Source organism: Actinocrinis sp. (assembly GCF_035946395.1).
Taxonomy (GTDB): Bacteria; Actinomycetota; Actinomycetes; order Streptomycetales; family Catenulisporaceae; genus Actinocrinis.
In genome coordinates, this window is record NZ_DASYZI010000133.1 from 1 (window position 1) to 16,750 (window position 16,750).

A 16,750-nucleotide genomic window follows, 5' to 3' on the forward strand; every position below is an offset into this window, starting at 1 on the left:
TTGACGATCCCGCCGGTGCTGGGCGCGTTCACCGTCAGGGTGAACGACGCGCTGTGGGTCGGCGAGCCACCCGGGTACGTGCCGACGACGTTGACCGTGTAGTTCCCGGTCGGCGTCGTGGACGACGTGGCGATCGTCACCGTCGAGCTGGCGCCAGCAGTCACCGAGGTCGGGCTGAACGTCACCGAGCCGCCCGTGGGCACCCCGGTCGCGCTGAACGTGACGGTCTGCGCCGTGCCGGAGGCCACTGCGGTCGAGGCAGTCGAGGTGGCCGACGAGCCCTGAGTCACAGTGCCCGAGGTCGGGCTCAGCGACAGCGAGAAGTCGTTGGCCACCGGCGCGGTGACGGTCAGTGCGTACGTCGTGGTGTGGGTGTGCGTCGCGCCCGTGCCGGTGACCGTGATCGTGTAGGTGCCGGTCGGGGTGGTCGACGCGGTGGCCAGGGTCAGGGTCGAGCTGCCGCCGGCCGTGACCGAGGTCGGGCTGAACGTCGCGGTGGCGCCGGTCGGCAGGCCGGACGCGGACAGCGCGACCGACTCGGTGTCACCGCCGGTGGCGGCGGTGGCGACGGTCGTCGTCGCGGACGAGCCCTGAGTCACCGAGCCGGACGCCGGGCTGGCCGAGATGCTGAAGTCCGGGGTCGCCGCGACGCAGTTCGGCAGCTGGAAGCTGGCGATGTGGGTCTGCCAGTTGAAGTTGCCGGTGGACGGCTCGTACTCGTCGGTGTAGTAGAACGTGCAGTCGTCCGCCGGGTCCACCGACATCGAGGTGTAGTCGCCCCAGCGGGAGTACGAGGTCTGTGACCCGCCGCCGGTGGTGATCGTGGTCTCGGCCTGCGTCATCGTGCCCAGCGCGTCGGTGGACAGCCGGCCGGTGAACCGGATCGAGGGGTTGGTCGAGGAGGACGAGTCGGAGTAGCCCAGGGCGATGTTCCCGGCCTTGTCCTGCGCGATCGAGCCCATCCACCGGGCGGTGGCGTCCGGCTGGTAGGTGCCCTGCTGGTACACGCTCGGGGTCGAGCCGGAGGTCATGCGCAGTTCGTACCAGCGCACGCCCTGCGTGCCGCCGGCGTCCACGGTGTGGTTGACCACGAGCGCCTCGTGGTCGCCGTAGTTGCGGTACGCCAGCCGGTACATGAGCCGGTCGCCCAGGGTGTCCAGCTGCTGGCCGGCGCCGTTGCCCTGCGGGATGCAGGTGCCGCCGGTGCCGCCGCAGGGGGTGGTATAGGAGGCCACGGTGATGTTGGTCGGGCCGGTGAAGGACGAGTTGGCCGGGGTCGTCCAGTCCACGTGGAACTTCCAGCTGGCCAGCGTGGTGGCCGTGGTGCCGATGCCGACGACGGTCTCGTTCTCGCCGGACGGCGGGGCGGTCGTGCCGTCGACGTCACCGGCCAGGATGCCGCCGTACGACGAGGAGGTGGTGAAGCACTGCTGCGTCGCCGCGGCGCCGGTCAGCATGTTCGCGCGGTTCATCGCGCAGATCTCGGCGTCGACGAACGCTCCGGCCGGGGTGAACATGTTGTACGTCGTGTAGTAGGCGTCGGCCCAGACCGCCAGCTTCGGGTAGTCCGGGAAGTTCGTGAACTGGTAGCTGTACCGGTTGTAGGTACCGGTCGCGTCCGCGGTCGTCGAGACCGCCACGCACTCGTAGTACGGGCCCGACGCCGAGGTCACGTTCGCGAACTGCTGGATGACCCAGCGGTTGGCGAGCCGGTCGAAGGCGACCGTGGCGTCGCCGTCGTTCGCGCTCTGGCAGAACCCGCCGAAGCCGGACCACAGCGAGCTGGTGTTGGTCGCGGCGATGACCGACGTCCCGGTCTTGGAGTACACCGCGTAGGCGGTGTTGACGACCTCGACGACCTGCGTGGTGCCGACCGCGGCGTTCGGGTCCGGCGGCACGCCGGTCACCGAGTAGCCGGTCGAGGACCCGATCGCGTCCCAGCTGTGGGTCAGCGCCAGGTTCGGGGAGTTCAGACCCGGAGTCGACTGTATGACCGGGTCATTCCCGCGCCGTGACGGATGCGGGAGCACTGTGTTGACATCCGGGGCGACCCGCGGCCCGTGCGCCGGGCCGGCAGCGGCGGCCATCGACTTCAGGGTCGGGGAGACGTCGTGGTAGACGGCCGGGCCGGAGTCGGGAGACTGACGGTGGTGGGCCGACGAGGCCGACGCGTTGGACGCCGACGTGGAAGCTGTAGATGCAGCTATGGATGCTTGGGCGGGCATCGCCGTTGCGATCCCCGGGAGCAAAGCGACAGACAGGATCACTGCTGCCGCAGTGCCCCACTTCCGGTGGAAGCGAGACATGCAGGTAAACACCCTTCGCACGGCCAGGCGAGAACCTGGCGAAGCGGGAAGTGCGGGTATGTGTGCGAAGGGATCATCGTTCCGCAACCAACGATCAGCAATAGTAGGCACCCACCTCTTTGCTAATCCTTGACTATATCTACCGAGGCTGCTTCAGCTCTGTTTGATACCCGCCGCGGCAACGCTTCATTCCTCACCGAGGACGCGAAGTCGCAGAACCCAGCGACGCGTCGGCGGCCCGAACCGGTCGCCGAGATGCTCGGTGGTGGCCGACAACACCGCCGATCCGGCGGACTTTCCCAGAACCCTGAAACGCGCGGCTCCGTCGTCGCCGACCGTACCGAACACCTCGGCGACCGCGCCGTCCGAACTGACGATCGGCGACCAGCGGTAGCCGCCGGCCGGATGCAGCGAGACGACCAGGACCGCAGCGACGGCCAGTTCCGCCGCTGCCTCCCAGGCATCCCCGGGGCGATGAACGAACACTGACGTCGCAGGTTCGCCGGATGTGTCCTCACTCATCAGCGCATCCCTGTATGCATACCATATGGATGGTGCCGACCGGATTCGGGTTCGCGAACCCGCGCCGGCACGGACCTGGACAGTTGGAGCCGGTCACCTCCGGTACACGCCGCGACGGCGCAGAATTCACCCTCGCGGCTGCGCGGAAGCGGCGGTGCCCGATCGTATCTTGATCACATGCTCCCGATGCCGCCGACCACGCCGCGCAGGTCGTGGGCTGCCATCGCCGTATTGACGACCGTATTGACGACCGCAGTGACCTCCGCTGTCGCCGCCTGCTCCAACTCCAACTCGCCGTCATCCGGCACGTCCGCAATGGCCATGACCGGGTCCGAGCCGATGCACGACGGCACCGGACTGTCCGCTTCCGACGAGGGCTTCACCTTCACGCCGACCGCCACCACGCTGGGCGCCGAGTCCGCGACGTCGTTGCGCTTCAAGATCACAGATCGGGCGGGCACGGCGGTGACCTCGTTCGTGCCGGATCAGACCAAGCTGATGCACCTCTATCTGGTCCGCTCGGATCTGGCCGAGTTCCAGCACGTGCACCCGACGATGGCCGCCGACGGCATCTGGACCTCGGACCTGGCCGCCCTCACCCCGGGCAATTATCGGGCCTACGTGACGTTCGACGCGAAGAACGCCCTCGGCGGCACCGTCTCCGAAGTGCTCAGCAAGGCCCTGACAGTCCATGGCACTGCGACGGCAACCGCGCTGCCTGCCACGTCGTCCACAATCACCGCCGACGGCTACACCCTGACGGTGAGCGGGAAGATGACGGCCGCGATGCCTGACACGCTGACCGTCACGATCAGCGAGAACGGCCAGCCGGTCAGCGACCTACAGCCGTATCTGGGGGCTTACGCGCATCTGACCGCGATCCACGCCGGTGACCTGGCGTTCGCCCACCTGCACCCCGAAGGCCCCACGGCGATGGCAATGAGCGACGCCGGAGGCCCGACGCTGACCTTCCATGCGCTGATGCCCGAGAGCGGCGACTGGCGCGTCTTCATCCAGTTCCAGACCGGCGGCGTGCTGCACACCGCCGCGATCACCCTGCGCGTGGCCTGATCACTGAGTGATGCCGCCGCCGCGGGTCCAGGTCACGGAAAGCCCGTCGCGGCGCCCGATGCGCTGCACTCGCGCGGCGATGCCGTCCTCGATCCGTCGCAGGTGCTGTTCTTCGTCCGCTTCGGCCCGCAGCAGCAGTTCGGTGTCGGTGGCGTGCAGAACGCAGCGGCCCCAGCCGAAGTCGATGACCCCGTCGGTGTCGGACGATCGCTCGGCGTGCCGCACCTCGGGCGGCCCACCGTCGTCCGCGTGGCCATGACCGCGAAAGCGGTGCAGGCCACGATGGTTCATCTTCTGGCCGTGTTCGGACAGCTGGGCGAGGTAACGGCTCGCGCGGTCGGTGGTTACGCGCGCTTGCGACGTACGCATCGCACCTCCTAGGTCTGGTCTCGTCTCCGATTTTCGATACACAGTTTTTCGATACAACATGTCGCTGTCAAATCATGTCGTCTTTGATGAGGTCACAGCGTCTCGTGCGCTCCGTATACTGAGCTCGTGCCGAAGCTGTGGGACGAGACCATCGACGCGCACCGGCGCGTCGTGCGCGAGGCCGTGCTGGACGCCGCCGCGGCGCTGGTCGGCGAGCACGGCCTGACCGGCGTGACCATGTCCCAGATCGCGAAGGTGAGCGGCATCGGACGGGCCACGCTGTACAAGTACTTCCCGGACATCGACTCGATCATCACCGCATGGCACGAACGCCAGATCGCCGCCCACCTGCGGCAGCTCGCCGAAGCCGGCGAGGCGGCGAGCCCGGGCGACCGGCTTGAGACCGTCCTGCGCACCTACGCGGCCCTGTCGCGCCGCCACCACGACGGCAACGATCTAGCAGCCCTGCTGCACCAGGGCGAACACGTGATCCGCGCTCAAGCCCACCTGACCGAACTCATCACCGTGCTCGTACACGAAGCCGCCGAACGCGGCGAGGTGCGCGGCGACGTCCCGGCCGCGGAACTGGCCACGTACTGCCTCCACGCACTCACCGCCGCTTCCGGCATGGGTTCGCAGGGCTCGGTCGACCGGCTCATCGCCGTCACCCTCGCCGGACTGCACCCAGGACACGAGTCATAACGCCGCGCCATCACCTGACGACCAGCACCTGACGATCAGGTGTCAGGGTCGAAGCAGTCCGCCGACCCACCAATCACGCGGTTCACCGCTTTCGACACCGCGGCGGCGAAGCGTGCCTTCCAGCTGAAAGCCCAGCTTCTCGGCAAGCGCTTTGGACGCGGTGTTGCCGGTCATCGCCCACCATTCGAGGCGATGCACCACGAGCGTCGCCCAGCCCCATTCGCACAGCGCCCTGGCCGCCTCGAACGAGAATCCGTGGCCGCGCTGCTCCCTGGCCGCCCAGTATCCGAGTTCGTAGACACCCGCCATCAGAAAGGTCAAGCAGTAGGAGCCGACCAGATCCCCGCCATCACGTCGGAAGGCGCCGAGTTCGTAGTTCCTGTCAGCGGCCCAGTCCTGCGCGTTCTTCGCCACGAACCTCTCGGCGTCCACACGGCCGAACGGGCTCGGCGCCGGCGTGAAGAACTGGATCTCCCGGTCCTGGCACGCCTGGTACACCGCGTCCACATCACCGGCCGCGAACGGACGCAGGGTGAGCCGTTCGGTCGTGAGTGTCACAGGTTCCATATCCGTAGTCTCTACCAGGCGACCCGGTCTCGAATCCAGCGGTTTTCGAGTATCGCCCGCCACGCCGAAGGTGCGATGCCTTCATGGGATTTCAGGGCTATGATCCTCCCCGCCACCATTCGAGGATTCTCCTTCTTCGGCGGCCATTACCACCAGTATCCGGTCCTCGACGACATGTCGATCTCGGGGCGATGATCGTGCCGACTCTCCTGATGGCTCAGCAATCAGAATCGATCGGTAAAGAAAACTGGTTCCTGCGCCACTTTTTTCTGGTATCGCAACATCACCCCTCTTCGAACTTGTCCGTGGCCGGCGGCGCAGGGTCGGCCGACGCGCAGCGGCGGGCGAGCCTACAGCCGCCCATAAGGCCACGGTCAAGTTCGAAGAGCCAACATCACAGGCGTGCGCCAGGATTCGGGGAGCCGACGCCTGAGGGGTCAGTCAGGCGCCGGCAGCCGCTCGGCACGCGCTTGTCTCTCCCCCACGGCGTGCCAGTCCGAGGCCGTTCATCCAGTGAGAGTGGAGACTATGCCGGACTGATACGCAGCTTCATTACATTCGCCGAAGTTTGTCGGCGGCGACAGATTCGGTGCGGCCGATCTGTTCCCCGGGACAGCGCGGCTGTGCCCGGGAATGGATCTGTACGTTTCAGCGGGCCTCGCCGCTTTTCCCCTCTAGAATCCTCGGTCTGTGGAGGGAATCGACGACAGCTCGCGAACCGCGCCGGAGGCCGCCCGGCTCGCCGGGCTCATGCTGGAACGCGAACGTGAATTGACGGCGGCGATGGTCGAGGCCGTCTTCCGGATGGTTCCCGAGTATCGGGCGCTGGCCACCCGGGAGTCGGTTTCCGAACGCTGCCGGGAACTGGTGCACGACATCTTCGCCCCGCTCGCCCGCGGTGAACGCGAGGCCGAGACGGTGGGCGCCCGGCGCATCGGCGAGTTGCGTGCCCGCGCGGGGATACCACTGGCAGCGGTCATGGACGCGTTCAACACGGTCAAAAAGGTGATATGGGACTCGCTGTCCGAGACAGCGGCCCGGATCGGGGCGGACGGGTCCACGTCGCTGCGCGTCGCGTCAGACCTCATCGATGCCTACGATCACGTCGTGCGCACGGCGATGGCCGTTTACCGCGACCAGATGCGTCTACAGATCCGCAGCGAGGAACAGCGCCGCGCCGCTCTCGTCCAAGCACTGCTTGAGGGTTCGCTCGACGGCACCAGCCTGTGGGAGGCCGCTGACTTGCTGCGTCTGCCGCACGACGGCCTGTACGTCGTGATCGCGGCGCGCGTGCCAGAGGCCGGACAGCATGCGTTGCCCCAGATCGAGCTGGGCCTGGGCGAGTTGGGCATCGATTCGGCCTGGCGGTTGATGCACGACCTGGAGGTCGGCGTGGCCAGCCTGCCCGTGCACGGCGACCGCTTCGACAGCTTGGTCGCCGCGTTGACGACCGGTGGCGGCCAGGTCGGGGTGAGCCCGCCGTACGACGACTTGCGCGGCACCGCTCAGGCGCTGCGTCTGGCGCGGATCGCGTTGCGCGGCACGGTCGACAGTGACAGCCGGCAGGTCGCCGTCTTCGGCATCGACCCGCTGGCCTGCGCCGCCGTCAGCGAACCGGACGTCATGGAGCGCATCGCGCGCACCGTGCTGTCCGGGCTCACCGGGCTGCCGACGACGGACCGTGAACTACTGCTGTCCACGTTCGGAGCCTGGTTCAACGGCGGTGGCTCGGCGGAGACGGCGGCCAGGGAACTGCACGTGCACCCCAACACCGTCAGAAACCGGCTGCGCCGCTTGGAAGAACACACCCGCCGGGACCTGGCGGATCCCCGGCAGGTGGCGGAGCTGAGCCTGGCCTATGAGGTCGATCGGCGGGCGCGGCTGGCGGTCAGCACGACGACATGACTCGCGGATGACCCAGTAAGTCATGCAGAAGATGTCCCACGTTCATCTCCGGTCCGCCAACCGGAAACAAAGTGGGGAGTATCAAAACGACACGACGAATGCTCTAGTTGCGTGATGCGCGCCGAGAGTGGCGCACGGACATTAACGAGTTGTTGGGGGATCCGTGACGCAGGGCGGCGACAACGCCGGGCCTGGGCCCGGCTGGGTGGTACCCGGCTATGCGAATGAACGAAAGCTCGGCTCGGGTTCGAGCGGCCAGGTGATGCTGGCCCTACGCGAGGCCACCGGAGAGCAGGTGGCGATCAAGTACCTTGCGCCGCGCCTGAACGAGGACGCGGATTTCCGTGACGCCTACCGGCGGGAGGCGCGACTGCTGGAAGTCGCACGCTCCGAACACGTAGCGCAGCTCTACGAGTACGTCGAGACCGAGCACGGCTCGGCGATCGTGATGGAACTGGTCGACGGGGTCTCGCTGCGGGTGCTGCTGCGCGAGAAGGGCGCGCTGGCGCCCGAGTCCGCTCTCACGGTGCTCAAGGGCTCGCTGCTCGGGCTCACTGCCGCGCATCACGTGGACGTGGTGCACCGCGACTACAAGCCGGCCAACGTTCTGGTCACCCCGCAGGGGAGGTCGAAGCTCGTCGACTTCGGGCTGGCCGCCCGGGTCGGCGAGCAGGCGACCGCGGCGGGAACCCCGGCGTACATGGCGCCGGAGCAGTTCGCCGGGCAGCCGGCCGCCCCGCCGGCGGACGTGTACGCCGCCACAGCCACGTTCTTCCAGTGCGTCACCGGCACGACGCCCTACTCGGGGACGAGTTCGGCGGAGCTGATGGCCCAGCACGCCGACGGCCCGATACCCGACGAGCGCGCTCCCGAGCATGTACGTGCACTAATTCGCGCGGGACTGGCCAAGTCGCCGGACGACCGGCCGGCGGACGCGGAGCGCTTCGTCGAGGAGTTGGAGCGGATCGCCCGCGGCGCCTACGGCGAGGACTGGGAGGAGCAGGGCTGGAGGAAGCTCGCCGTGCTGATCGCCACACTGCCCTTGTTGCTGCTGGCCGGTGGCGCGGCGGCCGCAGTCGCCCGACCGGCCGCGGTTGCCGCGTCACGCACGTCCATACCCCGCGTACGGCTCAAACGCCCGAACCCCGCCCAGGCCACGGTCGGCGCGGGTCTCGCGCTCGCCCTGATCGCGCTGGTCGCATTCGCCCTGGCGGCCACCGGAGGCACCGCCGCGAAGGCCGGTGTGGGCGGTACCCCCACCGCGGCCGATCCGCCCGGCCCCACGGTCGCGCCCGCGGTGCCGTCCGCGTCGTCAGTGCCATCTGCCAGCCCACGTGCTTCGACCTCTGCCACCGCAGGCAAGTCACCGACTCCGGCTGCGGGATCCCGTGCGCCCTCGTCGTCCGCAGGGTCGGCGGCGCCCGGCCAGACCCCGTCTGCCGTAACGCAAAGCGCTGCGCCGACGCCGTCACCGTCGGCGTCACCGTCGTCCGGACCGCACGTGTACCTCGTCGGTTTCGCCCTGCCAACGCCTACGTGCAACACCAAAGACTGGATCAAGGTCGAGGTCACGGTCACCACCGACGGCTCCGCGGCCGGGACCCTGTTGCTTTCGTGGTTCACCCAGGATTCGAGCGGCGCACGCACCGTCGTGGCTACTGACAAGGTCGTCTTGCCCGCAGGGCAGGTGGTCCTGACGCATCCTTACACCCACAACTTCGCGCCCAACGTCCAAGCCGTCCGATGGGGCGTGGCCGTGTCCACCGCGCCTGCCGCCGACGCCGGCGACGGCACGGCCCAAAGCTGCCCGTGACAGGTGTGGTGCGGCTGAGTGTTCTCAGCTGCCTGCCGGGTCGAGCGGCAGGTGATCGGGCAACAGCCTTTCGGAGCCGTCGAGGCCGGGGATCGCGTCCCCGGTGGCGCGACGCAGCAACTGAGTGCCGAGTTGTAGCGCGTGAGCGTAAAGAGCGTGCGCGCGGGCTTGCTCGGAAGGCTGGCCGGCTTGCTCGCCGCGAGTTTGGTGGAAGGCCAGGCGTTTGTGCAGGATCCGGGTGACGACCGGACCTATGGCCGCGTCGTCGGCATGCCAGACCAGATTGAGCAGCAACCGCGCGTCCCGGCGCGACGAATCGTCCCCGGAGAAGGCCGGGGCCTGCCCCTGCGTCCCGTGCGCTGGGGCCCCGTGCACTGCGGTCCCGCGGACAGAGTGCGTGTGGCGCCCGGTGATCACCGCATCGGTAGCAGTGCGCTCCCAGGCGAGCACCGCGGCCCGCAGCAGCGCCGCCCGGTTGGTGAAGTGCCAGTAGAACGAGCCCTTTGTGGCGCCCAGCCGGTTGGCCAGCCGTTCTACGACCAGCGCTTGCGGCCCGCCGTCGGCCAACACTTCGAGAGCCGCGGCGATCCAGTCGTCCCGGGTCAGTGTGCGCCGAGATGCATCGGTCGCGGACCGCGCATGCCGGTCCTGCCGCGGCGACTCGGGCGGCGTCGACGGCCATGATGTGGATGGCTGCGGTGTGGATGGCTGCGGTGTGGCTGGTCGCAGTGTCGATGGCAGCTGTGTCGACGGCAGCTGTGTCGACGGTCGCGCTGCCGGCTGTCGCTGCGCCGATCGCGGTTGGGCCGATTGCGGTTGGACCGGGTTTCGCGGGGCGGCCGGTACGCCGACTACAACAGGGTTCTGTGTCACTTCTCGCATCCCGTCACCGTAGCGTGCTTATATGTAACGGCAAACACCCCATGGATATTCTAACTCGATCGAGGTAATTCTCCGACTGTCGCGTCATACTGAGACGCTTGTCGACTCGTCCGCACACCCAACATGTACGGCATCAGATGTACCGGTGGCGTGGACGCCGAGTGCCCCGGACCGCCGGGCACGGTCCGGGGCTCGGAAGCCGACACCTGGCCGGGATAGTCAGGCATCAGCGACTGTGGGGGCGGGGACGGCAGTCTCCTCCTGTGAGGTGTGGCGGATCGGGATGGTGTTGCGTATCCGCCGGCCCGTCGCCGTTCCGGCCTGACCGCTGGGGCGCTGCTGCCCAGGCGGCTGTGTCTCGGCGCCGTCCATGGGCATAGTCGTTGTCGTCGTCGATGTCTTTGTGGCACGTGTCAGGACGGTGTAGCGGTCAAGCGCGGCGAGGAACACCGCGAGCGGGACGCCTGGGTGGATCGCCTGGTCGATCAACGCGTCGATGTCAGGCAGGCCCATCGCGGCGATGGCGGCGCCCATCGCCGCCGGATCGTCGGGCACGCAGATTTCGGTCGCTTGCACACCAACATGAACGTAGACTACGCCGTTTTGATACGCTGTATCACAGCATTCGCCGAGGTTTGTCAGCCACGACAAATCCGGAGCCCCGGGCGTGTTCTTTGTGACTGCGCGGTTTCGAAACCGCGCGGTTTCGGCGAGTGGCGCCCCTTTAGCGCTTTAAAATCACCTCCTGTGGAGAGACCTGACACAGACGCGCTCGCCGCGCGGGACGTCGCACGGATAGCTCGGCTCATGCTGGAGAACGAGCACGAACTGACGACCGCGATGGCCGACGCCGTCTTCGCGACGGTTCCGGAGTACCGGACGCTGGCCACGCGCGAGTCGGTCTTCGACTTCTGTCAGGAGCTGGTGCGCGACATCTTCGGCCCGCTCGCCCACGGCGAACGCCAGGCGCGTACGGCCGGAGCCCGGCGCATCGGCCAGTTCCGCGCCCAGTCGGGGATCGCGCTGTCCGCGGTCATGGACGCATTCAACACTGTCAAGAAGGTGATGTGGGATGAGCTGTCCGACACCGCCACGCGGCTCGGGGCAGACGGACCCGCGTCGCTCCGCGTCGCGTCAGACCTCATCGACGCGTACGACCGTGTGGTGCGCATGGCGATGGCCGCCTACCGGGACCAGATGCGTATCCAGATCCGCAGCGAGGAACAGCGCCGTGCGGCGCTCGTTCAGGCGCTGCTGGAGGGCACTCTCGACGGCGCGAGTCTGTGGGATGCCGCGGACCTGCTGCGCCTGCCGCATCACGGACCGTACGTCGTGATCGCGGCGCATGTTCCGGGCGCCGGGCAGCACGCGCTGCCCCGGATCGAGACGGGCCTCGGCGAACTGGGCATCGACTCGGCCTGGCGGTTGACGCACGACGTGGAGGTCGGCGTGGTCAGCCTGCCCCGGCCGGACGACCAGTTCGACCCCTTGGTCGCCGCGCTGGCCGCCGGCGGCGGTCGCGTCGGCGTCAGCCCGCCATACGACGACCTGCGTGCCACCGCCCAGGCGCTGCGCCTGGCGCGGATCGCGCTGCGCGGGGTGACGGGCGAAGGCGGGCAGGTCGCCGTCTTCGGCATCGACCCGCTGGCCTGCGCCGCCGTCAGCGAACCGGACATCATGGCCCGCATCGCGCGCACGGTGCTCGCAGGGCTCGCCGACCTGCCCGACGACGACCGCGAACTGCTGCTGTTCACCTTCGGGGCCTGGCTCGACGGCGGAGGTTCCGCACAGGAGGCGGCCAAACTGCTCTTCGTGCACCCCAACACCGTCAGATATCGACTGCGCCGCTTCGAAGAACTCACCGGTCGCGATCTCGCCGACCCCCGGCACGCGTCCGAACTCAGCCTGGCTTACGAGATCGACCAGCGGGCACGCGCGGCAGCCTCCGAAACAGCATCCTGACAACCACGAGGTGGACGCCTCGCCCACAGCGCGGATGACTACATGGTCAAGCCCTTTGGCGTGCGCGAACTCGACGCCCGCCTGCGCATCGCCCTGTGTCACGCCCCTGTGTCACGCCCCCTGTGTCACGCCTTCTCCGTCGGCTACCGCTTCACCGTCGACCCGAGCCCCGACCCTAAGCAGGGCTCCACAGCAACCAGCTGACGCCACGCGTCGCCGCCTTCCGCCGCGAAGCTCAGAACACTGACGTCTGCCGCGCGTTCACCTCCCGGCGCTCGCAGATCCTCAACCAGCCCCCGAACTATGCGACTGTCAGGCGACAGGCACGGGGGCTGACGCACGTGCCATCTTCGAGCGGGCACGTTCCGCCGACGCAGTGCCGGAACGGCCCCGCGTACATCCGAGCCTCCGCTTGCTTCCGCGCGCTCCCGTCTGCCCATTGACCCGGAACGGACGAGAACTCAAGGTTCGTATTCAGAGGGGGAGGTACCTTTGATGAGACCTTTGCGTCGTGGCACGGCTGCGCTCACCGTCGGCCTGCTGCTGGCGGGGCTGACCGGGACGACGGCTGCCTCGCCTGCCGCGGCGATGACGTCGCAGACCCTGGATCTGAAGGTACTGCTCGTCGGCGAGGGCTCGTCCGATCCCGGAACCCAGGCCTGGCAGGAGGTGCTGACCTCGGAGGGAGTGCCCTTCACACTGGTGCAGGCGTCCGGCGGCCTGGGCGGTCAGACCGTCGCTCTGCCGACGCTTTCGTCCGGCGCGACCGGCGACTATAACGGCGTGGTGCTGGCGGGCTCCCCGTATGACTTCGCCGCCGGGCAGCTGTCCGCGCTGTTCGCTTACGAGTCGTCGTTCAACGTGCGCCAGATCGACGGATATATGTACCCGTCGACTGCCATGGGGCTCACCCCGGTCGGCGGCGGCGCGCTGGACGGGACCACCGCCGGTCTGACCCCGGCGGGCCTGGCCGCCTTTCCAGGCCTGGCCGGCACGGTTTCGTTCGACGCCGGCACGTACGGCTATACCGCGAGCCTGGTCGCGGGAGCTCCGGTCACTGCGCTGCTGGAGAACTCGGCCGGCGCCGGCGGCGTGCTGGCCGCGGTCTATCAGCACCCGGGCATGGGCGGCGATCCGCAGGCGGGCGTCAGCGAACTGTCGCTGCTCTTCGACTACAACCAGTACCAGTTGCAGTGGCTGATCCTGGCGCCGCAGCTGATCGACTGGGTGACGCAGAACACACATCTCGGCCTGTTCCGGAACTACTTCGGGCAGGACATCGATGACGTATTCATCGCGGACAACGAGTGGAGTTCGCGGTATCAGTGCACTCCGGCGGCATCGGATCCGCTGGACGTGACATGTCCGGCGGGGGTGGCGGGCAACCCCGCCGACGAGCCGCCGGACACGCAGATGTCGGCTGCCGACGTGGACTACGTGGCCAACTGGGAGCAGAACACGGGGGTCAAGCTGGAGTTGGCGTTCAACGCGGTCGGGGCGTGCACGTCCGCGACCGCGGCGGGCACGTCGAGCGCGAACTGCTCGGGCAGCTACGCCAGCAACGGCACCACGTACGCCGATCCCGGGCACGTGATCGGCTCCGGCTACCCGGACGACGGCGCGCTCGTCAACGAACTGCTGAAGGACCAAGCGGACTTCGCCTGGATCACGCACACCTGGTCGCACCTGTTCCTCGGATGTCTGGTGTGGCAGCCACTACCGGTAGGTCCGGCCACGGCCGGCGCCGGGGGCACGCTGGCCGCGGGTACGTACACGTACGAAGTCACGGCGACGACGGCGTACGGCGAATCAGAGCCCTCGACGCCGCAGACCGTGGCCGTGGGCGCGAACGGAACGGCGACGCTGTCGTGGGCGGACGCGACCAACGGCGGCGGGCCGGGCCTGACGACACTGGAGGGCCAGTTCCACGGCGGCACCGGGTTCTGGGGCTACAGCGTGTACCGGAAGAATCCGGGTTCGACGACGTTCGGCCTGGTGGGCCGGGTCGCGCAGGACCCGGCCGGGGCCACCTCGTCCTACTCGTTCACCGACACCGGTGTCACGGCTCCGGGCTCGGCGCCGTCGACGACGGCGGCGTATCCGACCGCGACCGACCCGGGGATCGAGTGCGCCGGGTCCAACGGCGCGGACTGGGTGCCGGCGGCGAGCGCGAGTCCGGATTCGAGCGTCGGGCAGGAGATCGGGCTGGACGTGGCGTTCGCGCAGGCCAACGGCCTGACGGGCTACTCGCCGAACGCGCTGGTGACCGGGGAGCACTCGGGCCTGGAGAACCCGAACATGCCCACGGCGTTCGCCGGGCTCGGCATCACCACGTTCGCCGCGGACGGTTCCCGGCAGCCGGCGCAGTACACGCTGAATTCGGGGTCGAACACGGCGTACTCCTCGCCGCGGTACCCGAGCAACATCTACTACAACGCCGACAACTGGCCGGACGAGATCAACGAGTACGGCACGCTCTACGTGGCGAACGGCACGAACCTCGGGAACAGCGCCTACCCGAATGAGACAGGGCACTGCGTGAACACCTCGTCGACCACGTGCACCGCCGCCGTGCCGACCGAAGCGACGATCCTGGTCAACGAGTCGCGCAACATGTTCACCCACATCCTGAACAACGATCCGCGGGTGTTCTACGCGCACCAGTCGAACCTGATCGGCCCGGCAACCCGCACGGCGAACGGAGTAACCTCAGACTACGGATACACGCTGTTGTCGCTGCTCAACGACGTACTGGGCCAGTACAGGACCTGGTATTCGGCGGCCGCCCCGCTGGCAGAGCAGACCACTGCCACCGCGGCGCAGATCCTGCGGCAACAGGCGGCATGGACCTCGGCCGTGGCCGCCGGAAACGTGACCGCCTCGATCACCGGCGGCAACGTCACGGTGAACAACGGCGGCACCGGCGCGGTCGGCGTGCCGATCACGGTGCCTGCCGGCACCACGGTCGGCGGCACCGCCTTCGGCACCGCGTACAGCGGCCAGTCGTCCGCGTGGGACGAACTCGGCGCGGGCGCCACGACCACGTTGACCGAGAACGTGGCCCCGGCGATCCTGTCGCAGAACTCGGCGATCTCGAACGTGGGCACGGCCTTCTCCGCCACGATCACGGCGACCGGCGAGCCCGCCCCGGCGATCGCCGAATCCGGCGCGTTGCCGGCGGGCCTGACCTTCACCGACGACGGCAACGGCACCGCGACCCTCGCGGGCACCCCGGCAGCCGGAACCGGCGGGTCGTACCCGATCACCATCAGCGCGAGCAGCTCCGCCGGGACGACGACACAGGCGTTCACGCTGACCAACACGCAAGCCCCGACGATCACCAGCCCGGGCACGGCGACGTTCTACACCGGTCAGACCGGAACGTACTCCCTCACGACGACCGGCTTCCCGGCTCCGTCGCTGACCGAATCCGGCGGCCTCCCGGCAGGACTCGCGTTCACCGACAACGGCAACGGCACCGGTTCCATTTCCGGGATCACAACCGCAGCCGCGGGCACTTACCCGGTGTCGATCTCCGCGACCAACTCCTCCGGCAGCACCGCGACGCTGAACCTGACCATCACGGTGACCGCTTCGACCGCCCCGGCGTTCACCGACCCGGCCTCGGCGTACTTCACGCTGAACGCGGCGGGCGGCTATGCGATCACCACTACCGGTGCCCCGTCGGCCAGGCTCAGCCTGACCTCCGGCACCCTGCCAACCGGGCTGACCTTCGTGGACAACGGCAACGGGACCGGCACCCTCGCGGGCACCGCGACCACGACCGGCACCGCCACGCTCGTCTTCACCGCGGCCAACCCGGCGGGCACCGCGACGCAGACGTTCACGCTCTACGTCGGCAGCCCACCCGCCTTCACCAACGCCTCGTCGGCGAGCTTCACCAGCGGCGCGGCGAGCAGTTTCACCATCACCACGACCGGCTACCCGGCCCCGTGGATCGGCTACACCGGTTCGCTACCGCCCGGCATCACCTTCACCAACAACGGCAACGGAACGGCAACCCTCTCCGGCACCCCGACCAGTGCAGGCACCTATTCCATCACGCTCGACGCGGACAGCTCCTACGGCTCGGCTTCCCAGGGTCTGACCATCACCGTGCACTGAGTCCGCAGTCCACAGACCGGATCCTCGGTCCATGGCTTCTCAGAACCTTGATCACCTGTCATCCTGCGGGCAACGACGACGCCTCGAAGGGTGGCGAGCATGCCCGGGCGCAGCGTGCTTGTACACCCCGACCGGCGGCCTCTCGATCGTCGGCTGATCATACCTATCGCACTCCAACGCGGTGGCGCCCCCAGTTGACGACGTATCCAGCTCACCGTTCACTCCGACAGCTCCTCCAGCAGCGTCACCGTCACGCTCAAGGATCCGGTCGCTGCCTGAGGTCGGCGTTCGTGAGCCTTGAACTACGTGTCCCGGGGACACGCGCTTCACCCGTGGGCACTACGGCCACGGCAGCTCGGACGAGACCGGATTATAGGTTTTTCGCGCGCGATGCAATCGAGTACGCCGTACACGCGTCTGAGGGTCCGTGACACACAGCGATGCGCGCTCCTGGTCCCGCCGCCGTTTCCTGGGCGGGACGGCGAGCCTGGCCACTTTGGGTTCCTTCGCCGCCGCGTGCCAGGGG

General features: G+C 68.3%; 14 protein-coding genes. 7 read left to right on the forward strand and 7 right to left on the reverse strand.

Annotated elements, in window-relative coordinates; all coding sequences use genetic code 11:
- The 3 genes from VGS97_RS08390 to VGS97_RS08400 form a co-directional block, all read right to left on the reverse strand.
- Positions 1–2,087, reverse strand: a 2,087-nt coding sequence (locus VGS97_RS08390) for a hypothetical protein (protein WP_349262046.1), incomplete at its 3' end; no start/stop codon positions are given.
- A 405-nt stretch (positions 2,088–2,492) separates the two neighbouring features.
- Positions 2,493–2,828, reverse strand: coding sequence for a hypothetical protein (locus tag VGS97_RS08395; RefSeq protein ID WP_326852701.1), 336 nt, complete (start codon positions 2,826–2,828; stop codon positions 2,493–2,495).
- Between the two features lie 173 nt (positions 2,829–3,001).
- A complete protein-coding gene (locus VGS97_RS08400) occupies positions 3,002–3,151 on the reverse strand; it encodes a hypothetical protein (RefSeq protein WP_326852702.1) in 150 nt (49 codons plus the stop codon).
- On the opposite strand from VGS97_RS08400, the gene VGS97_RS08405 reads away from it, so the two are divergent.
- Positions 3,150–3,899: a hypothetical protein gene (locus VGS97_RS08405; RefSeq protein ID WP_326852703.1), complete on the forward strand. Its 750-nt coding sequence runs from the start codon at positions 3,150–3,152 to the stop codon at positions 3,897–3,899. The two genes, VGS97_RS08400 and VGS97_RS08405, sit on opposite strands and share 2 nt — an antisense overlap.
- Here VGS97_RS08405 and VGS97_RS08410 read toward each other — a convergent pair whose 3' ends face one another.
- A complete protein-coding gene (locus VGS97_RS08410) occupies positions 3,900–4,268 on the reverse strand; it encodes a DUF2218 domain-containing protein (RefSeq protein WP_326852704.1) in 369 nt (122 codons plus the stop codon). It abuts the gene before it with no gap.
- A 126-nt stretch (positions 4,269–4,394) separates the two neighbouring features.
- Here VGS97_RS08410 and VGS97_RS08415 point away from each other — a divergent pair, with 126 nt between their 5' ends.
- The gene (locus tag VGS97_RS08415) at positions 4,395–4,970 is read left to right on the forward strand and encodes a TetR/AcrR family transcriptional regulator (protein ID WP_326852705.1); all 576 of its coding nucleotides are present in this window, start codon (positions 4,395–4,397) and stop codon (positions 4,968–4,970) included.
- Positions 4,971–5,012: 42 nt separating this feature from the next.
- Here VGS97_RS08415 and VGS97_RS08420 read toward each other — a convergent pair whose 3' ends face one another.
- Entirely contained in the window at positions 5,013–5,537 is a 525-nt protein-coding gene (locus VGS97_RS08420) for a GNAT family protein (protein WP_349262047.1), read from the reverse strand.
- Between the two features lie 690 nt (positions 5,538–6,227).
- Here VGS97_RS08420 and VGS97_RS08425 point away from each other — a divergent pair.
- The gene (locus VGS97_RS08425) at positions 6,228–7,442 is read left to right on the forward strand and encodes a helix-turn-helix domain-containing protein (RefSeq protein ID WP_326852707.1); all 1,215 of its coding nucleotides are present in this window, start codon (positions 6,228–6,230) and stop codon (positions 7,440–7,442) included.
- A gap of 163 nt (positions 7,443–7,605) precedes the next feature.
- A complete protein-coding gene (locus VGS97_RS08430; RefSeq protein WP_326852708.1) occupies positions 7,606–9,255 on the forward strand; it encodes a serine/threonine-protein kinase in 1,650 nt (549 codons plus the stop codon).
- A gap of 24 nt (positions 9,256–9,279) precedes the next feature.
- Here VGS97_RS08430 and VGS97_RS08435 read toward each other — a convergent pair whose 3' ends face one another.
- Complete coding sequence (locus tag VGS97_RS08435; protein ID WP_414641666.1) at positions 9,280–9,825, reverse strand: TetR family transcriptional regulator; 546 nt, start codon at positions 9,823–9,825, stop codon at positions 9,280–9,282.
- Between the two features lie 531 nt (positions 9,826–10,356).
- The gene (locus tag VGS97_RS08440; protein ID WP_326852710.1) at positions 10,357–10,713 is read right to left on the reverse strand and encodes a hypothetical protein; all 357 of its coding nucleotides are present in this window, start codon (positions 10,711–10,713) and stop codon (positions 10,357–10,359) included.
- 171 nt (positions 10,714–10,884) lie between these two features.
- Between VGS97_RS08440 and VGS97_RS08445 the strand changes: the two genes are divergently transcribed.
- The 3 genes from VGS97_RS08445 (at position 10,885) to VGS97_RS08455 (ending at position 16,224) form a co-directional block, all read left to right on the forward strand.
- Positions 10,885–12,099, forward strand: a complete 1,215-nt coding sequence (locus tag VGS97_RS08445; protein ID WP_326852711.1) for a helix-turn-helix domain-containing protein — start codon at positions 10,885–10,887, stop codon at positions 12,097–12,099.
- A 42-nt stretch (positions 12,100–12,141) separates the two neighbouring features.
- Complete coding sequence (locus tag VGS97_RS08450; protein ID WP_326852712.1) at positions 12,142–12,303, forward strand: hypothetical protein; 162 nt, start codon at positions 12,142–12,144, stop codon at positions 12,301–12,303.
- Between the two features lie 291 nt (positions 12,304–12,594).
- Positions 12,595–16,224: a beta strand repeat-containing protein gene (locus VGS97_RS08455; RefSeq protein ID WP_326852713.1), complete on the forward strand. Its 3,630-nt coding sequence runs from the start codon at positions 12,595–12,597 to the stop codon at positions 16,222–16,224.
- The last annotated feature ends 526 nt before the right edge of the window (positions 16,225–16,750 follow it).